Origin of the sequence: Streptomyces sp. NPDC047130, from assembly GCF_040643475.1 — a bacterium.
Lineage (GTDB): Bacteria > Actinomycetota > Actinomycetes > Streptomycetales > Streptomycetaceae > Streptomyces.
Genome location: NZ_JBEYUK010000001.1, coordinates 320596 through 341440, shown reverse-complemented (window position 1 = coordinate 341440; position 20845 = coordinate 320596). Strand labels below are relative to the sequence as shown.

The 20845-nt window shown below is 74.1% G+C and carries 20 protein-coding genes; 13 read left to right on the top strand and 7 right to left on the bottom strand.

Features of this window, described 5'->3' with window-relative positions; genetic code table 11:
* Positions 1-192: 192 nt before the first annotated feature.
* Positions 193-1629 (bottom strand): NAD(P)H-quinone dehydrogenase, encoded by a 1437-nt coding sequence (locus ABZ836_RS01525; protein WP_356129050.1) that lies wholly within the window; start codon positions 1627-1629, stop codon positions 193-195.
* A 182-nt stretch (positions 1630-1811) separates the two neighbouring features.
* Between ABZ836_RS01525 and ABZ836_RS01520 the strand changes: the two genes are divergently transcribed.
* Both ABZ836_RS01520 and ABZ836_RS01515 read left to right on the top strand, forming a co-directional pair.
* Positions 1812-2624 (top strand): purine-nucleoside phosphorylase, encoded by an 813-nt coding sequence (locus ABZ836_RS01520; RefSeq protein ID WP_356129047.1) that lies wholly within the window; start codon positions 1812-1814, stop codon positions 2622-2624.
* A 214-nt stretch (positions 2625-2838) separates the two neighbouring features.
* Positions 2839-4473 carry a phospho-sugar mutase gene (locus ABZ836_RS01515; RefSeq protein ID WP_361138264.1) on the top strand — a complete coding sequence of 545 codons (1635 nt, stop codon included), beginning with the start codon at positions 2839-2841 and terminating at the stop codon, positions 4471-4473.
* Positions 4474-4596: 123 nt separating this feature from the next.
* On the opposite strand, the gene ABZ836_RS01510 is transcribed toward ABZ836_RS01515, so the two are convergent.
* Positions 4597-5244 (bottom strand): PH domain-containing protein, encoded by a 648-nt coding sequence (locus tag ABZ836_RS01510; protein WP_361138262.1) that lies wholly within the window; start codon positions 5242-5244, stop codon positions 4597-4599.
* A gap of 118 nt (positions 5245-5362) precedes the next feature.
* On the opposite strand from ABZ836_RS01510, the gene deoC reads away from it, so the two are divergent.
* From deoC to ABZ836_RS01495, 3 genes are read left to right on the top strand one after another with little or no spacing between them, the layout of a single operon-like run.
* Entirely contained in the window at positions 5363-6319 is a 957-nt protein-coding gene (deoC, locus tag ABZ836_RS01505; protein WP_361138539.1) for a deoxyribose-phosphate aldolase, read from the top strand.
* Positions 6319-7755, top strand: coding sequence for an aldehyde dehydrogenase family protein (locus ABZ836_RS01500; RefSeq protein ID WP_361138536.1), 1437 nt, complete (start codon positions 6319-6321; stop codon positions 7753-7755). Before deoC ends, ABZ836_RS01500 begins: the two co-directional genes overlap by 1 nt.
* 7 nt (positions 7756-7762) lie before the next feature.
* Positions 7763-8653, top strand: a complete 891-nt coding sequence (locus tag ABZ836_RS01495; protein ID WP_361138260.1) for an aldehyde dehydrogenase family protein — start codon at positions 7763-7765, stop codon at positions 8651-8653.
* A gap of 144 nt (positions 8654-8797) precedes the next feature.
* On the opposite strand, the gene ABZ836_RS01490 is transcribed toward ABZ836_RS01495, so the two are convergent.
* Complete coding sequence (locus tag ABZ836_RS01490; RefSeq protein WP_361138258.1) at positions 8798-9256, bottom strand: hypothetical protein; 459 nt, start codon at positions 9254-9256, stop codon at positions 8798-8800.
* A gap of 286 nt (positions 9257-9542) precedes the next feature.
* Between ABZ836_RS01490 and ABZ836_RS01485 the strand changes: the two genes are divergently transcribed.
* Complete coding sequence (locus tag ABZ836_RS01485; RefSeq protein ID WP_361138256.1) at positions 9543-10187, top strand: uridine kinase; 645 nt, start codon at positions 9543-9545, stop codon at positions 10185-10187.
* 314 nt (positions 10188-10501) lie between these two features.
* Here the strand turns inward: ABZ836_RS01485 and ABZ836_RS01480 are convergent, their stop codons facing one another.
* Positions 10502-11281 (bottom strand): SigE family RNA polymerase sigma factor, encoded by a 780-nt coding sequence (locus tag ABZ836_RS01480; RefSeq protein WP_361138254.1) that lies wholly within the window; start codon positions 11279-11281, stop codon positions 10502-10504.
* Positions 11282-11492: 211 nt separating this feature from the next.
* On the opposite strand from ABZ836_RS01480, the gene afsQ1 reads away from it, so the two are divergent.
* From afsQ1 to ABZ836_RS01455, 5 genes are all read left to right on the top strand, one after another.
* Positions 11493-12170, top strand: coding sequence for a two-component system response regulator AfsQ1 (gene afsQ1 / locus ABZ836_RS01475; protein WP_151771635.1), 678 nt, complete (start codon positions 11493-11495; stop codon positions 12168-12170).
* Positions 12171-12334: 164 nt separating this feature from the next.
* A complete protein-coding gene (locus ABZ836_RS01470; RefSeq protein ID WP_361138533.1) occupies positions 12335-14005 on the top strand; it encodes a HAMP domain-containing sensor histidine kinase in 1671 nt (556 codons plus the stop codon).
* A complete protein-coding gene (locus ABZ836_RS01465; protein WP_356129026.1) occupies positions 14002-14613 on the top strand; it encodes a hypothetical protein in 612 nt (203 codons plus the stop codon). Before ABZ836_RS01470 ends, ABZ836_RS01465 begins: the two co-directional genes overlap by 4 nt.
* 85 nt (positions 14614-14698) lie before the next feature.
* A complete protein-coding gene (locus ABZ836_RS01460; protein WP_356129023.1) occupies positions 14699-15256 on the top strand; it encodes a VanZ family protein in 558 nt (185 codons plus the stop codon).
* A gap of 133 nt (positions 15257-15389) precedes the next feature.
* Positions 15390-15599 (top strand): PspC domain-containing protein, encoded by a 210-nt coding sequence (locus tag ABZ836_RS01455; protein ID WP_356129020.1) that lies wholly within the window; start codon positions 15390-15392, stop codon positions 15597-15599.
* A gap of 174 nt (positions 15600-15773) precedes the next feature.
* Here ABZ836_RS01455 and ABZ836_RS01450 read toward each other — a convergent pair whose 3' ends face one another.
* On the bottom strand, positions 15774-16211 hold the full coding sequence (locus tag ABZ836_RS01450; RefSeq protein ID WP_361138251.1) for an ATP-binding protein: 438 nt from the start codon (positions 16209-16211) through the stop codon (positions 15774-15776).
* Between the two features lie 170 nt (positions 16212-16381).
* Positions 16382-17497, bottom strand: a complete 1116-nt coding sequence (locus ABZ836_RS01445) for an adenosine deaminase (RefSeq protein ID WP_361138249.1) — start codon at positions 17495-17497, stop codon at positions 16382-16384.
* 86 nt (positions 17498-17583) lie between these two features.
* On the opposite strand from ABZ836_RS01445, the gene ABZ836_RS01440 reads away from it, so the two are divergent.
* A complete protein-coding gene (locus ABZ836_RS01440; RefSeq protein ID WP_361138247.1) occupies positions 17584-18378 on the top strand; it encodes an alpha/beta hydrolase in 795 nt (264 codons plus the stop codon).
* Between the two features lie 38 nt (positions 18379-18416).
* Here the strand turns inward: ABZ836_RS01440 and ABZ836_RS01435 are convergent, their stop codons facing one another.
* Complete coding sequence (locus ABZ836_RS01435) at positions 18417-19370, bottom strand: LysR substrate-binding domain-containing protein (RefSeq protein WP_356129009.1); 954 nt, start codon at positions 19368-19370, stop codon at positions 18417-18419.
* 63 nt (positions 19371-19433) lie between these two features.
* Here ABZ836_RS01435 and ABZ836_RS01430 point away from each other — a divergent pair, with 63 nt between their 5' ends.
* Positions 19434-20726 carry an MFS transporter gene (locus ABZ836_RS01430; RefSeq protein ID WP_361138245.1) on the top strand — a complete coding sequence of 431 codons (1293 nt, stop codon included), beginning with the start codon at positions 19434-19436 and terminating at the stop codon, positions 20724-20726.
* The last annotated feature ends 119 nt before the right edge of the window (positions 20727-20845 follow it).

Here is a 20845-nt window from a genome sequence, read left to right as displayed (position 1 = left end):
GCTTTCAGCAGTTTGCGGCGAATTGCAGAAGATGTACGTGATCAGGGGCCGGGGATGATATAAGGCACCGTCCGCGCGACTATGCCACACGCATGGGCGGCGACTCCCCGTGATCGCCGGACCCGTCCCCCGGACAAACGACAGGCGCCGGCCCCGAGTTGGGACCGGCGCCGCGTCGCGGGCTGCGACGGATCAGGCCTTGCGGGTGTGCAGCTGACGCGCCACCTCGGCGATCGAACCGGACAGCGAGGGATACACGGTGAACGCGTTTGCGATCTGCTCCACGGTCAGGTTGTTGTCCACCGCGATGGAGATCGGGTGGATGAGCTCCGAGGCGCGCGGGGCCACCACGACACCGCCGACCACGATGCCGGTGCCCGGCCGCGCGAAGATCTTGACGAAGCCGTCCCGGATGCCCTGCATCTTGGCGCGCGGGTTGCGCAGCAGCGGCAGCTTCACCACCCGGGCGTCGATCTTGCCCGCGTCCACGTCGGCCTGGGTGTAGCCGACGGTGGCGATCTCCGGGTCGGTGAAGACGTTGGAGGAGACGGCCTTCAGGTTGAGCGGGGCCACCGCGTCGCCCAGGAAGTGGTACATCGCGATGCGGCCCTGCATGGCCGCCACCGAGGCGAGCGCGAAGACGCCGGTGACGTCGCCGGCCGCGTAGACGCCGGGGGCGGTGGTGCGCGAGACCTTGTCGGTCCAGATGTGGCCCGAGTCCTTCAGCCGGACGCCGGCCTCCTCCAAGCCCATCTCGTGGGTGTTGGGGATCGCGCCGACCGCCATCAGGCAGTGCGTGCCGCTGATCACCCGGCCGTCCGCGAGGGTGACCTCCACCCGGTCGCCCACCCGTTCGGCGGACTCGGCGCGGGAGCGGGCCATCACGTTCATCCCGCGGCGGCGGAACACGTCCTCCAGCACGGCGGCGGCGTCCGGGTCCTCGCCCGGCAGCACCCGGTCGCGGCTGGAGACCAGCGTGACGCGGGAGCCCAGCGCCTGGTAGGCGCCGGCGAACTCGGCGCCGGTGACGCCGGAACCGACCACGATGAGCTCCTCGGGGAGCTCGTCCAGGTCGTAGACCTGGGTCCAGTTCAGGATGCGCTGCCCGTCCGGGCGGGCGGCGGGCAGCTCCCGCGGGTGGCCGCCGGTGGCGATCAGCACGGCGTCGGCGGTCAGCGTCTCCTCGCTGCCGTCCGCCGCCCGCACGACCACCTTGCGCGAGCCGTCGGCGGCCTGCAGGCCCTCCAGCCGGCCCCGGCCCCGCAGCACCCGGGCGCCGGCCCGGGTGACGGAGGCGGTGATGTCGTGCGACTGGGCCAGCGCCAGCCGCTTCACGCGGCGGTTGACCTTGCCCAGGTCGACGCCGACCACGCGCGCGGGGGTGTCCACGTGGGGGGTGTCGTCCGCGACGATGATCCCCAGTTCCTCGTACGACGAGTCGAAGGTGGTCATCACCTCGGCCGTCGCGATGAGCGTCTTCGACGGCACGCAGTCGGTCAGCACCGACGCGCCGCCCAGACCGTCCGCGTCGACGACGGTCACCTCCGCGCCGAGCTGCGCGGCGACCAGCGCCGCCTCGTATCCGCCGGGCCCGCCACCAATGATCACGATCCGAGTCACGTGCCCCATTGTCCCGCACCCTTCAAGCTCGCACCGCCCGGGGTCCACCGACCGCCGCCACCGGCCGCAGCCACCGGCCGCCGTCCACCCAGCGCGTACCCTCCCGGGCGACGGAAACGACACGGCAACGATCGCGCTCCGATTCCTCCCAGATCTACGCGCGTAGGGATGGAAGGGATAGGGTCTGGCGGGTGAACGCTTCTCTTCTTCGGGACGACCCGTACGCCGCCGCCGTGGCCGCCGCCGACCGCCTCCGGCAGCTCACGGGCGCCGAGACCCACGACGTCGCACTGGTACTGGGCTCCGGCTGGGCCCCTGCCGTCAACGCCCTGGGCGAGCCGGAGGCCGACCTGGAGGTCACCGAGCTCCCCGGCTTCCCGCCCCCCGCGGTCGAGGGCCACGGCGGTCGCGTCCGCTCCTACCTGCTCGGCGAGCGCCGGGTCCTGGTCTTCCTCGGCCGCACCCACTACTACGAGGGCCGCGGCGTGGCCTCCGTGGTCCACGGGGTGCGCACCGCGGTCGCGGCCGGCTGCCGCACGGTGGTGCTCACCAACGGCTGCGGCGGCCTGCGCGAGGGCATGCGCCCCGGCCAGCCGGTGCTGATCTCGGACCACATCAACCTGACGGCCACCTCCCCCATCGTGGGCGCCAACTTCGTGGACCTCACCGACCTGTACTCCGCGCGCCTGCGCGAGCTGTGCCGGGAGGTCGACCCGAGCCTGGAGGAAGGCGTCTACGCGCAGTTCCCCGGCCCGCACTACGAGACGCCCGCCGAGATCCGGATGGCCCGCGCCATCGGCGCCGACCTGGTCGGCATGTCGACGACCCTGGAGGCGATCGCGGCGCGCGAGGCGGGCGCCGAGGTGCTGGGCGTCTCCCTGGTCACCAACCTGGCCGCCGGCATGACGGGCGAGCCGCTCAACCACGAGGAGGTCCTCCAGGCCGGACGCGACAGCGCCACCCGGATGGGCGAACTCCTCGCCCGGCTGCTGCCGCGCCTCTGACGCGCGACGGCCTCGCCGGGGGCCGCTCCGGACGCCGCGGGCCGCGGGCGTCCGGGGCGTCCCGGCCGGGCGGGACCGCGACGGCGGTGTGGTCCCGCCGCGGCGGGGTTCCCGTTCCGGGAGGGCCGCCGTCCCGCGGACGGCGGTGCCACGGTCCCGGGCGGGCGGCCCGGAGCACCGTGAACCGAACACCGAACCGGAGGATGAACCGACCGTGCAGGACACCCTGATCGCCCGGGCCCAGGCCTGGCTCGCCGAGGACCCCGACCCGGACACGCGGGCCGAGCTGAGCGCCCTGCTGGAGGCGGGCGACGAGGCCGCCCTCGCCGAGCGCTTCGCCGGCACGCTGCAGTTCGGCACCGCCGGTCTGCGCGGCGAGCTGGGCGCGGGACCGATGCGGATGAACCGCTCGGTGGTGATCCGCGCCGCCGCGGGGCTGGCCGCCTACCTGCGCGCCCGCGGGCAGGGCGACGGCCTCGTCGTGATCGGCTACGACGCCCGGTACAAGTCCGCCGACTTCGCGCGGGACACCGCCGCCGTGATGACCGGCGCGGGCCTGCGCGCGGCGGTGCTGCCCCGGCCGCTGCCGACGCCGGTGCTGGCGTTCGCCGTCCGCCACCTGGGGGCGGTGGCCGGCGTCGAGGTGACCGCGAGCCACAACCCGCCGCGGGACAACGGCTACAAGGTCTACCTGGGCGACGGCTCGCAGATCGTGCCGCCGGCCGACGCGGAGATCGCCGCCGAGATCGCCGCGGTGCGCTCGCTCGCCGACGTCCCCCGGCCGGAGTCCGGCTGGGAGGTGCTGGACGACGCGGTGCTGGAGGCCTACCTGGCCCGCACCGACGCGGTGCTCGCCCCGGGCTCGCCGCGCACCGCCCGGACCGTGTACACGGCGATGCACGGCGTCGGCAAGGAGGTGGTGCTGGCCGCCTTCGCGCGGGCCGGGTTCCCCGAGCCGGTGCTGGTCGCCGAGCAGGCGGAGCCGGACCCGGCGTTCCCCACGGTCGCCTTCCCCAACCCGGAGGAGCCGGGGGCGATGGACCTCGCCTTCGCGGCCGCCCGGAAGGCGGAGCCGGACCTGGTGATCGCCAACGACCCGGATGCGGACCGGTGCGCGGTCGCGGTGCCGGACGGCTCCGGCGACTGGCGGATGCTGCGGGGCGACGAGGTCGGCGCGCTGCTCGCCGCGCACCTGGTGGCCCGGGGCGCGCGGGGGACCTTCGCCGAGTCGATCGTCTCGTCCTCCCTGCTCGGGCGGATCGCCGGCAAGGCGGGCCTCGGCCACGAGGAGACCCTCACCGGCTTCAAGTGGATCTCCCGCGTGGAGGGACTGCGCTACGGCTACGAGGAGGCCCTCGGCTACTGCGTCGACCCGGAGGGCGTCCGCGACAAGGACGGCGTGACCGCCGCGCTGGCGATCACCGAGCTCGCCTCCGTGCTCAAGGAGCAGGGGCGCACCCTGCTCGACCTCCTCGACGACCTCGCGGTGGAGCACGGCCTGCACGCGACCGACCAGCTGTCGGTCCGGGTCGCGGACCTGTCCGTCATCTCGGACGCCATGCGGCGGCTCCGTGGGACCCCGCCCACGCGACTGGCGGGGCTGGCGGTCACCCGGGCCGAGGACCTCACCGAGGGCACGGAGACGCTGCCGCCGACGGACGGGCTGCGGTACACGCTCGACGGCGCGCGCATCATCGTCCGCCCCAGCGGCACGGAGCCCAAGCTCAAGTGCTACCTGGAGGTCGTGGTACCCGTCCCCGACGCCGCCGCCCTGCCCTCGGCCCGCGCCGAGGCCCGGCGCACGCTGGACTCCCTGCGCACCGCCCTGGCCGAGGCCGCCGGCCTCTGACGCACCGGGCGGAGCCCTGCCCGGACCGGCCGCACGGCGACGTCCGCGCCCGTCGCCGTGCGGCACTCCGCGCGCTTCCCCGCGCCGGTGTCCGCGCGCTTCCCCGCGCCGGTGTCCGGGGCGTCAGCCCAGGAGCTGGAGGACCAGGAGGAGGACCGCTCCGGCGACCGCGGGGACGAAGACCTCGTACGCCCGCCGCACGGTGACCTCACCCTGCGCCGTGGACACCTCCGCCTGCCGGTCCCGCCGCTCCCGCAGCTCCTCCACGATCCTGTCGGTGCCCCGCCGGGTGGACACCACGGCGCCCCCCGCGTCCCCGCCCGGCGCCGCCGCCCCGGTCCACTTCGGCATCGGGCCGCGCGCGTCCGCGTCCCGCTCCGACGCGGCGGTCGCCCGCAGCGACTTCCGCCGGTCCCGCAGCGACACCGGCAGCGCCCACAGTTCGTACCTGCGCCCGTCCTCGGCGACCACCTCGTGGGACAGCCCGGACCGCAGCCCCGCGACCTGTCCCCACGGCAGGGTGATCACCCGGAACGGGTTGCGGACCCGCAGCCGCTCGTCGTTGGCGTACACCGCGGGGCGGAAGCTGAAGGCCACCACCAGCGGGACCACGAGCAGCAGCACCCCCACCGCGGTCAGCACGGCCCGCCCCGAGCCGTTCAGGAGCGCGTCGACGGCGAGCCCTCCGACGATGAACAGGGTCAGCGAGCCGCCCACCAGGGCGGTGGGAGACCGGTAGACCGTGTCGGGACTGGGGACGCTCGTGTTCATGCCTCCGATTGTGCACGAGTCCGAGCGTTCTCCTCCGCCCCGCGACCGATCCGGAACCGGATGGAGACCTGCGGGACTGGGCAGCCGCTACACGCGTAGATATGCTCGCCTGGTGACCATGTCGACAACACCCTCCCCCACCCACGCACTGAGCGACGTCGCCGCGTCCGACGCCTCGCTGCGCCGCTTCCTGCACGGGCTGCCCGGTGTGGACGCGGTCGGCCTGGAGGCCAGGGCCGCCGCCCTCGGCACCCGGTCGATCAAGACGACCGCCAAGGCGTACGCCCTGGACCTGGCGATCTCCATGGTGGACCTGACCACGCTGGAGGGCGCCGACACCCCCGGCAAGGTGCGGGCGCTCGGTGCCAAGGCCGTCCTGCCCGACCCCTCCGACCGCACGGCGCCCGCCACCGCCGCGGTCTGCGTCTACCCGGACCTGGTCGAGGCCGCCAAGAAGGCCGTCGCCGGCTCCACCGTCAAGGTCGCCTCGGTCGCGACCGCCTTCCCGGCGGGCCGCGCGCCCCTGGAGGTCAAGCTGGCCGACGTCCGGGCCGCCGTGGCCGCCGGCGCCGACGAGGTCGACATGGTCATCGACCGCGGCGCCTTCCTGGCCGGTCACTACCTCACGGTGTTCGAGGAGATCACCGCCGTGAAGGAGGCCTGCGGCGCCGCGCGCCTCAAGGTCATCTTCGAGACCGGCGAGCTCTCCACGTACGACAACATCCGCCGCGCGAGCTGGCTCGCCATGCTGGCGGGGGCCGACTTCATCAAGACCTCCACCGGTAAGGTGGCGGTCAACGCCACCCCCGCGAACACGCTGCTGATGCTGCAGGCGGTCCGCGAGTTCCGCGACCGCACCGGCGTCCAGATCGGCGTGAAGCCGGCCGGCGGCATCCGCACCGCCAAGGACGCGGTCAAGTTCCTGGTCATCGTCAACGAGACGGCGGGCCCGGACTGGCTGGACAACCACTGGTTCCGGTTCGGCGCCTCCTCCCTCCTCAACGACCTGCTGATGCAGCGGCAGAAGCTGGCCACCGGCCGCTACTCCGGCCCCGACTACGTGACGGTGGACTGATTTCCATGACTTTCGAGTACGCACCGGCGCCCGAGTCCCGCTCGGTGGTGGACATCGCCCCGTCCTACGGGCTGTTCGTCGACGGCGAGTTCACCGAGGCGGCCGACGGGCGCGTCTTCAAGACGGTCTCCCCCTCGACGGAGGAGGTCCTCTCCGAGGTCGCCCGGGCCGGCGAGGCCGACGTGGACCGCGCCGTCGCCGCGGCCCGCCGCGCCTTCGGGACCTGGTCCGCGCTGCCCGGCAGCGAGCGCGCCAAGTACCTGTTCCGCATCGCCCGGATCGTGCAGGAGCGCTCCCGCGAGCTGGCCGTCCTGGAGACCCTGGACAACGGCAAGCCGATCAAGGAGACCCGCGACGCCGACCTGCCGCTGGTCGCCGCGCACTTCTTCTACTACGCGGGCTGGGCCGACAAGCTGGAGCACGCCGGGTTCGGCGCGAACCCGCGCCCGCTGGGCGTGGCCGCGCAGGTCGTCCCGTGGAACTTCCCGCTGCTGATGCTGGCGTGGAAGATCGCCCCGGCGCTCGCCACCGGCAACACGGTCGTCCTGAAGCCGGCCGAGACCACCCCGCTGTCCGCCCTGTTCTTCGCGGACATCTGCCGCCAGGCGGGGCTCCCCAAGGGCGTCGTCAACATCCTCCCCGGCTACGGCGACGCCGGCGCCGCGCTGGTCGCCCACCCGGACGTGGACAAGGTCGCCTTCACCGGCTCCACCGCGGTCGGCAAGGCGATCGCCCGCACGGTGGCCGGCACCCGCAAGAAGCTCACCCTGGAACTCGGCGGCAAGGGCGCCAACATCGTCTTCGACGACGCGCCGGTCGACCAGGCCGTCGAGGGCATCGTCGGCGGCATCTTCTTCAACCAGGGCCAGGTCTGCTGCGCCGGCAGCCGCCTCCTCGTGCAGGAGTCGGTGCACGACGAGGTGCTGGACGCCCTCAAGCGCCGCATCTCCACGCTCCGCCTCGGCGACCCGCTGGACAAGAACACCGACATCGGCGCGATCAACTCCGCCGAACAGCTGGCCCGGATCACCACGCTGGCCGACCAGGGCGAGGCGGAGGGCGCCGAGCGCTGGACCGCCCCCTGCGACATCCCGTCCCAGGGCTACTGGTTCGCGCCCACCGTCTTCAGCGGCGTGACCCAGGCCCACACGGTCGCCCGGGACGAGATCTTCGGCCCGGTCCTCTCGGTGCTCACCTTCCGCACCCCGGACGAGGCGGTCGCCAAGGCCAACAACACCCCTTACGGCCTCTCCGCGGGCATCTGGACCGACAAGGGCTCCCGCATCCTCGCCGTGGCGAACAAGCTGCGCGCGGGCGTCGTCTGGTCCAACACGTTCAACAAGTTCGACCCCACCTCGCCGTTCGGCGGCTACAAGGAGTCGGGTCACGGCCGCGAGGGCGGTCGCCACGGGCTGGAGGCCTACCTCGATGTCTGAGCGTCCGATGTCTGAGCGCCTGAGCGTTTTCAAGACCTACAAGCTGTACGTGGGAGGCAGGTTCCCGCGTTCCGAGAGCGGCCGGGTGTACGAGGTGACGGGCTCCAAGGACGGTAACTGGCTGGCCAACGCCCCCCTGTCGTCCCGCAAGGACGCCCGCGACGCGGTGGTCGCCGCGCGCAAGGCGTTCGGCGGCTGGGCGGGCGCGACCGCGTACAACCGCGGGCAGGTCCTCTACCGCGTCGCGGAGATGCTGGAGGGCCGCCGCTCCCAGTTCACCCGCGAGGTCGCCGAGGCGGAGGGGCTCTCCAAGGCCAAGGCGGCCGCCCTGGTCGACCTCACCGTCGACCGCTGGGTCTGGTACGCGGGCTGGACCGACAAGATCGCCCAGGTGGTGGGCGGCGCCAACCCGGTCGCGGGCCCCTTCTTCAACCTCTCCACCCCGGAGCCCACCGGCGTGGTGGCGGTCCTGGCCCCGCAGGAGTCCTCGCTGCTCGGCCTGGTCTCCGTCCTCGCCCCGGTGATCGCCACCGGCAACACCGCGGTGGTGGTGGCGAGCGAGCGCTCGCCGCTGCCCGCGCTGTCCCTCGGCGAGGTCCTGGCCACCTCCGACGTCCCCGGCGGCGTGGTCAACGTCCTCTCCGGCCGCACGGCGGAGATCGCCCCGACGCTGGCCTCCCACATGGACGTCAACGCGATCGACCTCACCGGCGCGGACGCGGAGCTCGCGACCGAACTGGAGGTCGCGGCGGCGGACAACCTCAAGCGGGTGCTGCGCCCGCGCGCCGGCGAGGACTTCGCGGCGACGCCGGGCCTGGAGCGGCTGACGTCGTTCCTGGAGACCAAGACGGTCTGGCACACCACCGGTTCCCTGGGCGCCTCCGGCTCGTCCTACTGACCCGGCCCGTCCTCCCGGCCGACGCAGGACCGCGGCGCGCGCCCCCTCAGGAGGGGAGGGGGCGCCGCCGCGCACCGGATGCGGGCCGACCGCCCCCCGTCCCGCATCCGCCGGTGCCCCTCCCGCCCCGGCCGGCTCCGCCGCTCAGGCCGCCGGGGCGGGAGCGAGGCCGCCCAGCAGCCCGGTGACCTGCCCCACCGCGGGCAGCGCGTTGATCGTCTCCGCCTGCGTCAGCGGGCCGGTCACCATCCTGCTGTTCACCGGCTTGAAGTCCGCGACCTGTGTCCCGACGCCGTTGTCCGTCGGGTCCACCCCGGTGCCGGCCAGCGGGTTGGGCTTCAGGTTCCCCACCGGTCCGGTCGTGTACCCGACCGTGTTCTTCAGCGTCTCCATCCCGGTCTCGAGATCGATCACGCTCAACGCCACCTTCGGCTCCACCGGTTCCTGCCCCGGTCCGGGCGCGGCCGCCGCCACCGCCGCCCCGCCCCCGAGTGCCAGTCCGGCCCCGGCGAGGACCACCGCGGCGCGGCCCGCGCTCGCGTGCCCGGCGTGCTTCCGGTGCTTCCGGTGCTCGGGGTGCTTCGGTGCGGCGTGACGTCCCATGGTGCTCTCGCCTGTTCTCTTCGGTGACCGGGGAACCACGAAGAGTAGTGGAGCGCCCGCGACCGGCCAAAGTGGCGTGCCACCTGTTCCCGTCCTGTTCGAAGACGCCGCCGGGACGGAGGGGGGAGCGCGTGCGCGCCGCCGCCCACCGGGGCGGCGGAGGCCGGTGGTCCTCCTCCGGGGGCCGCGCCCGGACCCGGGCCACGGCGGGTCCGGTGTGACGTCCGCGCCACAGTCGGGTCACCGACTCGTTCGAGGGCCGTTCGATGCCGCAGACTGGTGTCTCGTGACCACCCAGTTCTCCTTCCCGACGCGTGTTGTTCTGCTCTGCGGCCCCTCGGGGTCCGGGAAGTCGTTGCTCGCCGCCCGCACCGGACTTCCGGTGCTGCGGCTCGACGACTTCTACAAGGAGCACGACGACCCGACGCTTCCGCTGGTGGCGGGCAGCGAGGACATCGACTGGGACCACCCGCTGTCCTGGGACGCGGACACCGCCGTCGCCGCGATCGAGTCGCTGTGCCGCACGGGGCGGACCGAGGTGCCGGTGTACGACATCTCGCGGAGCGCCCGGACCGGGCGGACGGAGCTGGACATCACGGGCGCCCCCGTCTTCGTGGCGGAGGGGATCTTCGCCGCGGAGATCGTCTCCCGCTGCCGCGAGCTGGGGCTGCTGGGCGACGCGCTGTGCCTGACCCGGGGATCGGTGACGACGTTCCGGCGCCGGTTCCTGCGGGACCTGCGCGAGGGCCGCAAGTCGGTGCCCTTCCTGCTGCGCCGGGGCTGGCGGCTGATGCGGTCGGAGCGGACGATCGTGGCCCGGCAGACGGCGCTCGGGGCGCACGCCTGCGACCGGCCGGAGGCCGAGGCCCGGGTCGCGTCCGTGGTCGCCGCCGCCGTCCGTTCCGGGGAGACGCCCGCCACGAAGGCCTGAGCCGGGGCCCGGCTTCCGCCGCGGAGGCCCGGTCGGCGCCCGGTTCCCGCCGCGGAGGCCCGGACCGGGGCACCGGTCCCCGCCGCGGAGGCCCGGACCGGGGCACCGGCTCGGGTCTCCGCCGCCCCGGGCACGCAAGAGGGCGGGACCGGAAAGCCCCCGCTTCCGGTCCCGCCCTTCCCCCGTTTCCCCCGTGGTCCCCCGTTTCCCCCGTCCCCCCGTGGTCCCCCGGCCCGGCCGGCTCCCCCCGGAACCGCCCGGACCCGTTCCCCCGTTTCCCCCAAGGGCTCCGATCCCCCGTGAGCCCTTCACCTTCAGGCGACGAGTTCGCCGAAGGCTTCCTCCTCGTCACGGCCGAGTCCCAGGACCTGGTCCTCCCGCAGCCGCCGCAGCGACCGCCAGATGCTGGACTTGACCGTGCCGACACTGATGTTGAGGATGTCCGCGATCTCCGGATCGGTGCGGCCCTCGTAGTACCGCAGGACCAGCATGGTCCGCTGCGGCTCGGGAAGCCGGGCGAGCGCCTGCCACAGGACGGTGCGCAGCTCGGTGCCGCGCATGGAGTCCAGGTCGCCGGCGGTCTCCGGCAGTTCCTCGGTCGGGTATTCGTTGAGCTTGCGGCGGCGCCAGGCGCTGATGTGCAGGTTGGTCATGGTGCGCCGCAGGTAGCCGCCCACCGCCGCCTTGTCGCTGATCCGGTCCCACGCCCGGTAGGTGGAGAACAGCGCGCTCTGCAGCAGGTCCTCCGCCTCGAAGCGGTCACCGGTCAGGTGGTAGGCGGTGGCGTACAGCGCCGCCCGCCGCTCCCGCACGTAGGCGGTGAACTCCGCCTCCGACAGTCCGCCCCCGGCGGCGGGGCGCCCGGCCCGGTCCCCCCGGACCGGCTCGGACGACACCCGCTGCACCGGAAGCGGCGCCGACGGCGCCACGGACGCGGAGGCCGCCGTCGACGGCTGGGCCGCGAGCCCGTGCCGGCCGGCGCTCCCCCGTACGCAGCCCCGCGCCCCCACGACGCCGGACCGCTCCCCCCGGATCACCACGTCGTGCAGACGCGTGGCCACTGCGCCAGTGCCATTGCTGAGCAGAGTGCTCATCCCGCGCCTCCCGTCATGTTCCTGTCCGTGCACAACGATGTTGCCGGGGACACTTCATGACGGTGTCCGCCGACTGTCACAGACCTGTCACAGGCTCCCCGCACCGTGCGCGCCTCCCGCGGGGCCGGCCGGCGGCCCGGTGAGGGGGCGGTGAACAGCCGGTCCGGTAAGCGGAATTCCTTCTGTGGAGGCCATGGGCCAGAATGAGCCCGTGCCTTCCCTGTTGCTGATCGAGGACGACGACGCCATCCGTACGGCCCTGGAGCTCTCCCTGACCCGCCAGGGGCACCGCGTGGCGACCGCTGCGAGCGGTGAGGACGGTCTCCAGTTGCTGCGCGAACAGCGACCGGATCTGATCGTGCTGGACGTCATGCTGCCCGGAATCGACGGTTTCGAGGTCTGCCGGCGCATCCGCCGGACCGACCAGCTGCCGATCATCCTGCTGACCGCGCGCAGCGACGACATCGACGTGGTGGTCGGTCTGGAGTCCGGCGCGGACGACTACGTGGTGAAGCCGGTGCAGGGCCGGGTGCTGGACGCCCGGATCCGCGCGGTGCTGCGCCGCGGGGAGCGTGAGTCCAGCGACTCGGCGTCGTTCGGCTCGCTGGTCATCGACCGGTCCGCGATGACGGTCACCAAGAACGGCGAGGAACTGCAGCTCACGCCGACCGAGCTGCGGCTGCTGCTGGAGCTCAGCCGCCGCCCCGGTCAGGCGCTGTCCCGCCAGCAGCTCCTGCGGCTGGTGTGGGAGCACGACTACCTGGGCGACTCCCGCCTGGTGGACGCCTGCGTGCAGCGGCTGCGCGCCAAGGTGGAGGACGTGCCGTCCTCCCCGACGCTGATCCGCACGGTGCGGGGCGTGGGTTACCGCCTGGACCAGCCGCAGTGACCGGACCGCACTCCTCCGGGGTGACGCCGGAGAACCCGTCGGGGAACCCGCCGGGGAATCCGTCGAAGCGCCCGGCCGGTACGGCCGCCTCCCCCGACCGGGGCGGCGCCTCCGAGGCGGGCGGCGGCTCGTCCGGCAGGGCCCCGAGATCCCGCTTCCGCCTCCTGCGGTTCACCAGCCTCCGCCTCCGCCTGGTCCTCGTCTTCGGCCTGGTGGCGCTGACGGCCGCGGTGACGGCGTCCGGCATCGCCTACTGGCTGAACCGGGAGGCCGTGCTGACCCGCGCCCAGGACGCGGTGCTGCGGGACTTCGAGCAGGAGATGCAGAACCGCGCGGGCGCGCTGCCGAGCGAGCCGACGCAGGAGGAGCTGCGCCGGGCGGCCGAGCAGATGTCCAACGGGAGCCAGCACTTCAGCGTGCTGCTGATATCCGTGGCGCCCGACGGGCGTCTGGTGGTGGAGAGTTCGGGGATGCTCGACTCCTTCACCCTGGAGGACGTGCCGCGCTCGCTGCGCGAGGCGGTGAACCGCAAGCAGAAGCTGACCTCCGCCAACTCCTCCCCGTACCACCTCTACTGGCAGCGGACGGTCGGCGAGGACGGCACCCCCTACCTGGTGGCCGGCGCGCGGGTGGCGGACGGCCCGACCGGCTACATGCTGAAGTCGCTGGAGCCGGAGGCCAAGGACCTCAACTCGCTGGCCTGGTCGCTGGGCATCGCCACGGCGCTGGCGCTGGTCGGTTCGGCGCTGCTGGCGCAGGCGGCCGCCACCACCGTGCTGCGGCCGGTGCACCGGCTGGGCATCGCCGCCCGCCGGCTCGGCGAGGGCAAGCTGGACACCCGCCTGCAGGTCTCCGGCACGGACGAACTGGCCGAACTGTCCCGCACGTTCAACCGCACCGCCGCCGCGCTGGAGCAGCGGGTGGCGGAGATGAGCGCCCGCGACGAGGCGTCCCGCCGGTTCGTGGCCGACATGTCGCACGAGCTGCGCACCCCGCTGACCGCGATCACCGCGGTGACCGAGGTGCTGGAGGAGGAGCTGGACGCGGAGACCGGCGGCATCGACCCGATGATCGAGCCGGCCGTGCGGCTGGTGGTCAGCGAGACGCGGCGGCTGGGCGACCTGGTGGAGAACCTGATGGAGGTGACCCGCTTCGACGCGGGCACCGCCCGGCTGGTCCTCGACGACGTCGACATCGCCGACCAGATCACCGCCTGCGTGGACGCCCGGGCCTGGCTGGACGCCGTGGAGCTCGACGCGGAACGCGGGGTGACGGCGCGGCTCGACCCGCGCCGGCTGGACGTGATACTCGCCAACCTGATCGGCAACGCGCTCAAGCACGGCGGCTCGCCGGTGCGGGTCTCGGTGCGGGTGGAGGACGCGCCGGACGCGCCGCTCGCGCCCCACGCCCCGCACCCGCCCCACGCCGCGCACGCCCCGCACGACGCGGCGGCCGAGCACCCGGAGCGGGTCCCGGACGCGGACGCGGCGGCCGGGGCCGACGAGGCAGCCGCCGAGGCGGCGCGGAAGGTGCTGGTGATCCGGGTCAGGGACCACGGTCCGGGCATCCCGGAGGAGGTGCTGCCGCACGTCTTCGACCGGTTCTACAAGGCGAGCGCCTCCCGGCCGCGGTCCGAGGGCTCCGGCCTGGGGCTGTCCATCGCGCTGGAGAACGCGCACATCCACGGCGGTGAGATCTCCGCGGCGAACTCGCCGGAGGGCGGCGCGGTGTTCACCCTGCGCCTGCCGCTGGACGCCTCCTCGGTGACGGAGGAGGCCCCGGCGGAGCAGCAGGCGGGCGGCAGGCAGCGGCAGAGGCAGAGGAGCGGACGGTGAGGCGCAGGGGCACGGCGGCGCTGCTGCTGGGTGCGGTGCTGACGTCCGCGCTGGCGGGATGCGGGATCCGGGCGACGGAGGTGCCGACGGACTTCGGCGCGGCCCCGTCCCGGATGCCGTGCGCCGCCCCGGGATCCTCCCCGGGGGCGACGGACGACTCCCAGGTGCAGGTACGCGTGTACCTGCTGTGCGCGGGCCAGCTCACGCTGGTGGAGCGCGCGGTGCGGCTGCCGGCGGACGCGGACGGCTCGATGCGGCGCACGCTGATCGCGCAGGGCCTGGTCGACGAGTTGACCAGCCGGCCCTCGCCGGGCGAGCAGCAGAACGGCTACCGGACGGTGGTGCCCTTCGGCACCGAGGTGAAGGGGCCGATTCCGAGCGATCCGGGGGAGGCCTTCCGGCTGAACGGTCCCCCGGAGCGGCTGCCGGCCGGGGCGCTGGCGCAGATCGTCTGCACCTTCGCCGAGTCCGCGGCCACCCAGGGCTCGGGCTCGGTCACCCTCGGCGGCCCCGAGGGTCCGCTGACCCGCTACGCGTGCCCGCAGTCGGTACGGACCCACCCCACCGCCACACCCGTCCCGTCGGACACCCGGGTCGCACAGCGGTGACGCCCGCCCCGGGCCCGCGCCCGCACCACCTCGCGGGTGCCCGGGGCCCGGAACCGCGCGGCCGGGAGGCGGCGTCTAGACCGACGTGCAGCGTCAACGCCCGGGCGACGGCAGCATCGCCACCGGTTTCCGCACGGCAGGTGTCCTCCTCCTCGCCGCACACCTCGCCGTCGTCGGGTGGCTGACGCTGCGACCACTGGACGTCCCGTGGATCACCCCGGCGAACATCCGGCCGATGGCGGGGATACGCGCCGACCTGGCGCTCGGCTGGGAACCCGCCGCGCGCCGCATCCTGCAGGACCTGGCCCTGCTGGCGCCGCTGGGCGTCCTGTTCCCCCTGGCGGGCGGCCGGCTCTGGTCGCCGCCGCTGTTCTCCCTGGCCCGCACCATGGCGGCGGGGGCGCTGATCGCCCTGGGCATCGAGCTGCTGCAGACGGGCGTTCCCGGGCAGGTCGTCGACGTCGACTCGCTGATCCTCAACACGGCGGGGCTCACCCTGGTCCATCTCGCGGTGGTGCCGGCGGGCCGTGCCGCGCTGCGCCGACGGGCCGCCGGGCGCGGCGGCCGGGTCCCCACGGGGCTCGACCAGGAGACGGCTCAGGGTCCGTCCCCGAGGTTTCCCAGGGTCCCGATCGCCCCGTAGAGCGATGCCTTGCACCCTTTTGCGTCCGTAGCTTTGGGGTAGAGGGGACGGCCGGGGGGTCGTTCCCGACACCGAGACGGCACACCGAGCCCTTCGCGGCCCCTCGTGCCGACGTAGCTACGGAGGAACAGCCATGAGCAGCCTCGTTCGCCCCACCCACGGCCGGATGATCGGCGGCGTGTGCGCCGCGCTGGCCCGGCGCTTCGGCGTCTCCGCGACGACGATGCGCACGATCTTCCTGGTGTCCTGCCTGCTGCCGGGCCCGCAGGTGCTGCTGTACCTCGCGCTCTGGCTCCTGCTGCCCAGCGAGAAGAAGGCCGCGCGCAAGGCCGCCGCGTTCTGAGCGGGCCCGCACCGAGCGCGACCGTTCCGTACGGGCCCGCACCGCACGCGACCGTTCCGTACGGGCCCGCACCGCACGCGGCCTCCGCACGACGCGCCGAGGGGGCGCGACCGGAATGCCGGTCGCGCCCCCTCGGTCGGGGAAGCGTGGTGCTGGCGGACGGACGGGGCCGGTTCAGCCGAGCGGCAGGCCGTTGAGGCCGCTGCCGTTGCCCATGTTCATCTCGCCGAGGCCGAGGCCGCCGAGCAGCGCCGGGACCTCGCCACCGAGCGGCGCGGCCTGCGCCTCGCCCTCGTTGGCCTGGGCGCTGGCGTCGCGCTCCTGGGCCGCGCCGGAGACGCGCTCGGCGCTGCCCATCGCGGCCGCCATGCCCGCGCCGCCGAGCTGGTCGCCGATGCCGCCGAGCTGGTCGCCGGCGCCCTGGAGTCCGCCGACCAGCGGGCCCTGCAGGGCGTCCCCGATGCCGTCCGCCGGCAGCGCGCCGGTGACGCCGCTCAGGGCGGGGCCGGCGTCCGGCAGGGCCGGGGCAGCCGTGGCGGCACCCGCGCCGACCGCCGCGAAGGCGGTGCCGAGGGCGGCGACACCGAGGGTCTTGGCAAGAGACTGCTTCATGATGAACGCGTCCTTGTATTGCAGTGACGGGGGACTGAGCGGTCCACGACCGTAAACACGCCCCGCCGTCGGCCGCAAACACCGAAATGCGGTGGATTCGTGAAGAGGGAGCCGGGCGTATTTTCCGCCCGGCTCCCTCCGTTTCCGCGTCACCGCAGTTCAGCAGCGTCTCACCGGAACAGCCACTCGGCCTTCAGCGTGGCGTATCCGGGCTTGATCACGTCATCGATCATCGCCACCCTTTCATCGAAAGGAATGAATGCTGATTTCATCGCATTGACGGTGAACCACTGCATCTCGTCGAGCGTGTAACCGAACGTCTCGACAAGGTGCTCGAATTCGCGGCTCATGGTGGTGCCGGACATCAGGCGGTTGTCGGTGTTGACGGTGACCCGGAAGTGCAGGCGCCGCAGCAGCCCGATCGGGTGGTCCTCGTAGGAGCCGACGGCGCCGGTCTGCAGGTTGGAGGTCGGGCAGAGCTCCAGCGGGATCCGCTTGTCGCGCACGTAGGCCGCGAGCCGGCCGAGCTCCACCGTGCCGTCCTCGGCGACCTCGATGTCGTCGATGATCCGCACGCCGTGGCCGAGCCGGTCCGCGCCGCACCACTGGATGGCCTGCCAGATCGACGGCAGCCCGAAGGCCTCGCCGGCGTGGATGGTGAAGTGGTTGTTCTCCCGCTTCAGGAACTCGAAGGCGTCCAGGTGGCGGGTGGGCGGGTAACCGGCCTCCGCGCCCGCGATGTCGAACCCGACCACCCCCGAGTCCCGGTAGCGGTTGGCGAGTTCGGCGATCTCCAGCGAACGGGCGGCGTGCCGCATCGCGGTCAGCAGGGCGCCGACGCGGATCCGGTGGCCGTTCTCCCGGGCGCGCCGCTCCCCCTCGCGGAAGCCGGCGTTGACCGCCTCGACGACCTGCTCCAGCGTCAGCCCGCCCTCCAGGTGCTGCTCGGGGGCGTACCGCACCTCGGCGTAGACCACGCCGTCCGCGGCGAGGTCCTCGGCGCACTCGGCGGCGACCCGGCGCAGGGCGTCCTCGGTCTGCATGACGCCGACGGTGTGGGCGAAGGTCTCCAGGTACCGCTCCAGGGAGCCGGAGTCGGCGGCCTCCCGGAACCAGGAGCCCAGCTTGTCGACGTCCTCGTACGGCAGGGCCCGGTACCCGTTCTCCCGGGCGAGTGCCACGACGGTGCCGGGGCGCAGGCCGCCGTCGAGGTGGTCGTGCAGCACGACCTTCGGGGCCCGGCGGATCTGTTCCACGGTCGGGGTGTTGATGGTCTGGCGATTCATCGCTGAACCATAACGCGCAATTCCCTACGCGCGTAGATCCCGCGCGGAAGGGTGGCGTGGGCGCGGTGTTCTGCCAGTGTGGGCGCATGGCACACCAAGGGACCCCGGACCGCCCGGCCCGGCTCGGAAAGCCGTTCGCCGCGCACGCCCTGCGGCGGCCGGACCAACGGGGCGCGCCGGCCGGAGTGGTGCTGCTGCTCCCCCGGGGCAAGGAGGTGTCCGGCCGGCCGCCCTCCCCGGTGGCGGGGTGGGCCTCGATGCGGGCCCTGGGCCGCCGGCTGGCCCGCGCCGGGGAGCCGCACGGGCTCGCGGTCCACCTGGTGCGCTACCGGCGCGGCGGCTGGAACGGCGCGGAGGCGGCGCTCGCCGAGGAGGCGACCCGGGCGGTGGAGGAGGCGGTGCTGCTCCACGGCGACGTGCCGGTGTGCCTGGTGGGCGTCGGCATGGGCGGCCGGGCGGCGCTGCGGGCGGCCGGGCACCCGGGGGTGGTCTCGGTGGTGGCCCTCGCGCCGTGGCTTCCGGCGGGCCCGGAGCACGGGGCGGCGGGGCCGGAGCCGGAGCCGGTGAAGCAACTGGCGTCGCGTCAGGTGCTGATCGTGCACGGGACGGACGACGCGCGGGTCGCGCCCGACCGGTCGTTCCGGCTCGCCGAGCGGATCAAGAAGACGAACCGCGAGGTGTGCCGGTTCGAGGTGCACACCGACGGGCACGCGCTGCGCGGGTACCGGTGGGAGGTCCACACGCTGACCGCCGACTTCGCCCTCGGCACGCTCTTCGGCACGCCTCTGCCGCGCGCCGTCCGCGACGCGCTCGCCGCGCCGCCGCCGCTGGGGCTCCGGATGCCGCTGGCGTCCGGCTTCGGACGGGTCCGCGAACGCTGACGGGCCCCGGACCCGTCCCAGGGCGCGCGGGCCCCCGTTCAGTGCGGCAGGAGGTGGCCGCGGCGGGAGAGGAGGAACTTCTTGAAGGCGGCCACCGGCGGGGTGTCTGGGTGCCCGTCGAGCCAGGCGACGCCGATCTCCCGGACCGCGCGGGGCGCCGTGACGGTGAGCTCGGCGACCCCGGGCCGGGGGAAGGCGGGCGGCGGCAGCAGCGCGACCCCCAGGCCCGCGGCGACCAGGCCTCGCAGGGTCTCCGCCTCCTCGCCCTCGAACGCGATCCGCGGCCGGAACCCCGCCTGCGCGCACAGGTCGTCGGTGATCCGCCGCAGCCCGTACCCGGCCTCCAGCGTCACGAAGGTCTCCTCCGCCGCCTCCGACAGCCGGATCCGCCGCCGGGTGGCGAGCCGGTGGCCGGCCGGCACCACCAGCCGCAGCTTCTGCTCGTCCAGGCGCCGCGCCACCAGGTCCGGCGCGTCCGGCACCGGGGAGGTGAGGCACAGGTCCAGCTCGCCGCGCCGCAGCCCCTCCAGCATCGCCTCGCCGTAGTTCTGGACCAGGCTGAACCGGATCCGGGGATGGTCCTCGCGGAAGGCGTGGATCAGCCCCGGCACCGTCTCCGCGCCCATGGTGTGCAGGAACCCGAACGCCACCTTGCCCACCGCCGCGTCGGCGTCCGCGCGGACCTCCTCGGCGGCCCGCTCCAGGTCGGCCAGCGCCCGTTCCACGGAGGCCAGGAACGTCCGCCCGGCGGGCGTCAGGGAGACCGTGCGGCCCCGGCGGGCGAAGAGGTCGACCCCCAGGTCCTCCTCCAGCCGGGCCACCGCCCGCGACAGCGTCGACTGCGGCACCCGCATCTCCTGCGCGGCCCGGGTGACGTGCTCGGTCCGGGCCACCCCCGCGAAGTAGGCGAGCCGCGGGACGAGCACGGTGACAATGTCTTCCACGTCACCGGTCTGTGACAGCCACTCCCGTGACCTCTGCTGATGCGCCATGGGAACGATTATGGCGAATCCATGCATTGGACGGATGAGCCCGGCCGTCCCTACGGTCGAACCATGCCTGCCAGTACCGGGGCGTCCACCCGCGTGGGCGCCGGAACCCCCGTCACCGACCACTCCCCCGCACCCGCCGCCGCCTCCCGTGCCGCCGACTCCCGTGTCGACCTCGGCACCCCCGCGTACCGCCGGATGAGCCTCGCGCTCTTCCTCGCCGGTGTCGCCACCTTCGCCCTCCTCTACTCCACGCAGGCCCTCCTCCCGCTGATCTCCGCCGACTACGGCTCCTCGGTGAGCGACGTGTCGTGGACGGTGGCCGCCGCCACCGGCGGGCTCGCGCTGTTCGTCATCCCGATGAGCGCGCTCTCCGAGCGGTTCGGCCGGCGCGCCACCATGACCGGCGCGATCGCCGTCGCGGTCGGCATCGGCCTGGTGGTGCCCTTCGCCCCCTCGCTGGGCGTGCTGGTGGCGCTGCGCGCGGTCCAGGGCGCGGCCCTGGCGGGCCTGCCGGCCTCCGCGACCGCCTACCTGGCGGAGGAGGTGCGGCCGCGGGCGCTGGTCACCGCGATCGGGCTGTACGTGGCCGGCAACAGCGTCGGCGGCATGAGCGGCCGGGTCATCACCGGCTGGGTGGCGCAGGAGTGGGGCTGGCGCGTGGCGCTGGCGGTGCTGGGCGTGCTCGCGGTCGCCTGCGCGGTGGCGTTCCGGATGCTGCTGCCGGCGCCGCGGCACTTCACCCGCGGCTCGCTGCGCCCCGGCGTGGTGGCCCGCACCGTCAAGGACCACCTGGGCAACCCGCTGCTGCGCCGGCTGTACGCCATCGGCGCGCTGTTCATGACGGTGTTCGGCGGCGTGTACACGGTGATCGGCTACCGGCTGACCCAGGAGCCGTTCTCCCTGCCGCAGGGCGTGGTGGGCTCGATCTTCCTGGTCTACCTGGTGGGCACCGTCGCCGCCTCCGGTTCCGGCCGGCTGGTCGGGCGGTTCGGCCGCCGGGGCACGCTCTACCTGTCCGGCGCGCTGACGGCGGCGGGTCTGCTGGTCTCACTGTCGGACCGGCTGCCGCTGGTCCTGCTCGGCCTGGTCCTGGTGACCGGCGGGTTCTTCGCCGGGCACTCGGCGGCGTCCTCCGCGGTGAGCGGCACGGCCCGGCACGGGCGGGCGCAGGCGGCGGCGCTGTACCAGTCGGCGTACTACATCGGGTCCAGCGTGGGCAGCACCGCCGGCGCGGTGGCCTTCCACGCCGCGGGCTGGGGCGGCACGGTCGCCGTGGGGCTGCTGGCCGTGGCCGGCGTCGCCGGGATCACCCTGCTGGGCACCCTGGCCGCCCGCCGGACCGCCCTGGCGGCCTGACCTCCGCGCCGGCCCGGGCAACCCGCCCACCCGCCTTTTCCCCCGATCACCGGCTGGCTGTCGGTGCCCTGCGGTAGCTTCCGAAGTGAGGACCGAGCAGGCGAAGAGGCCGAGGGGCG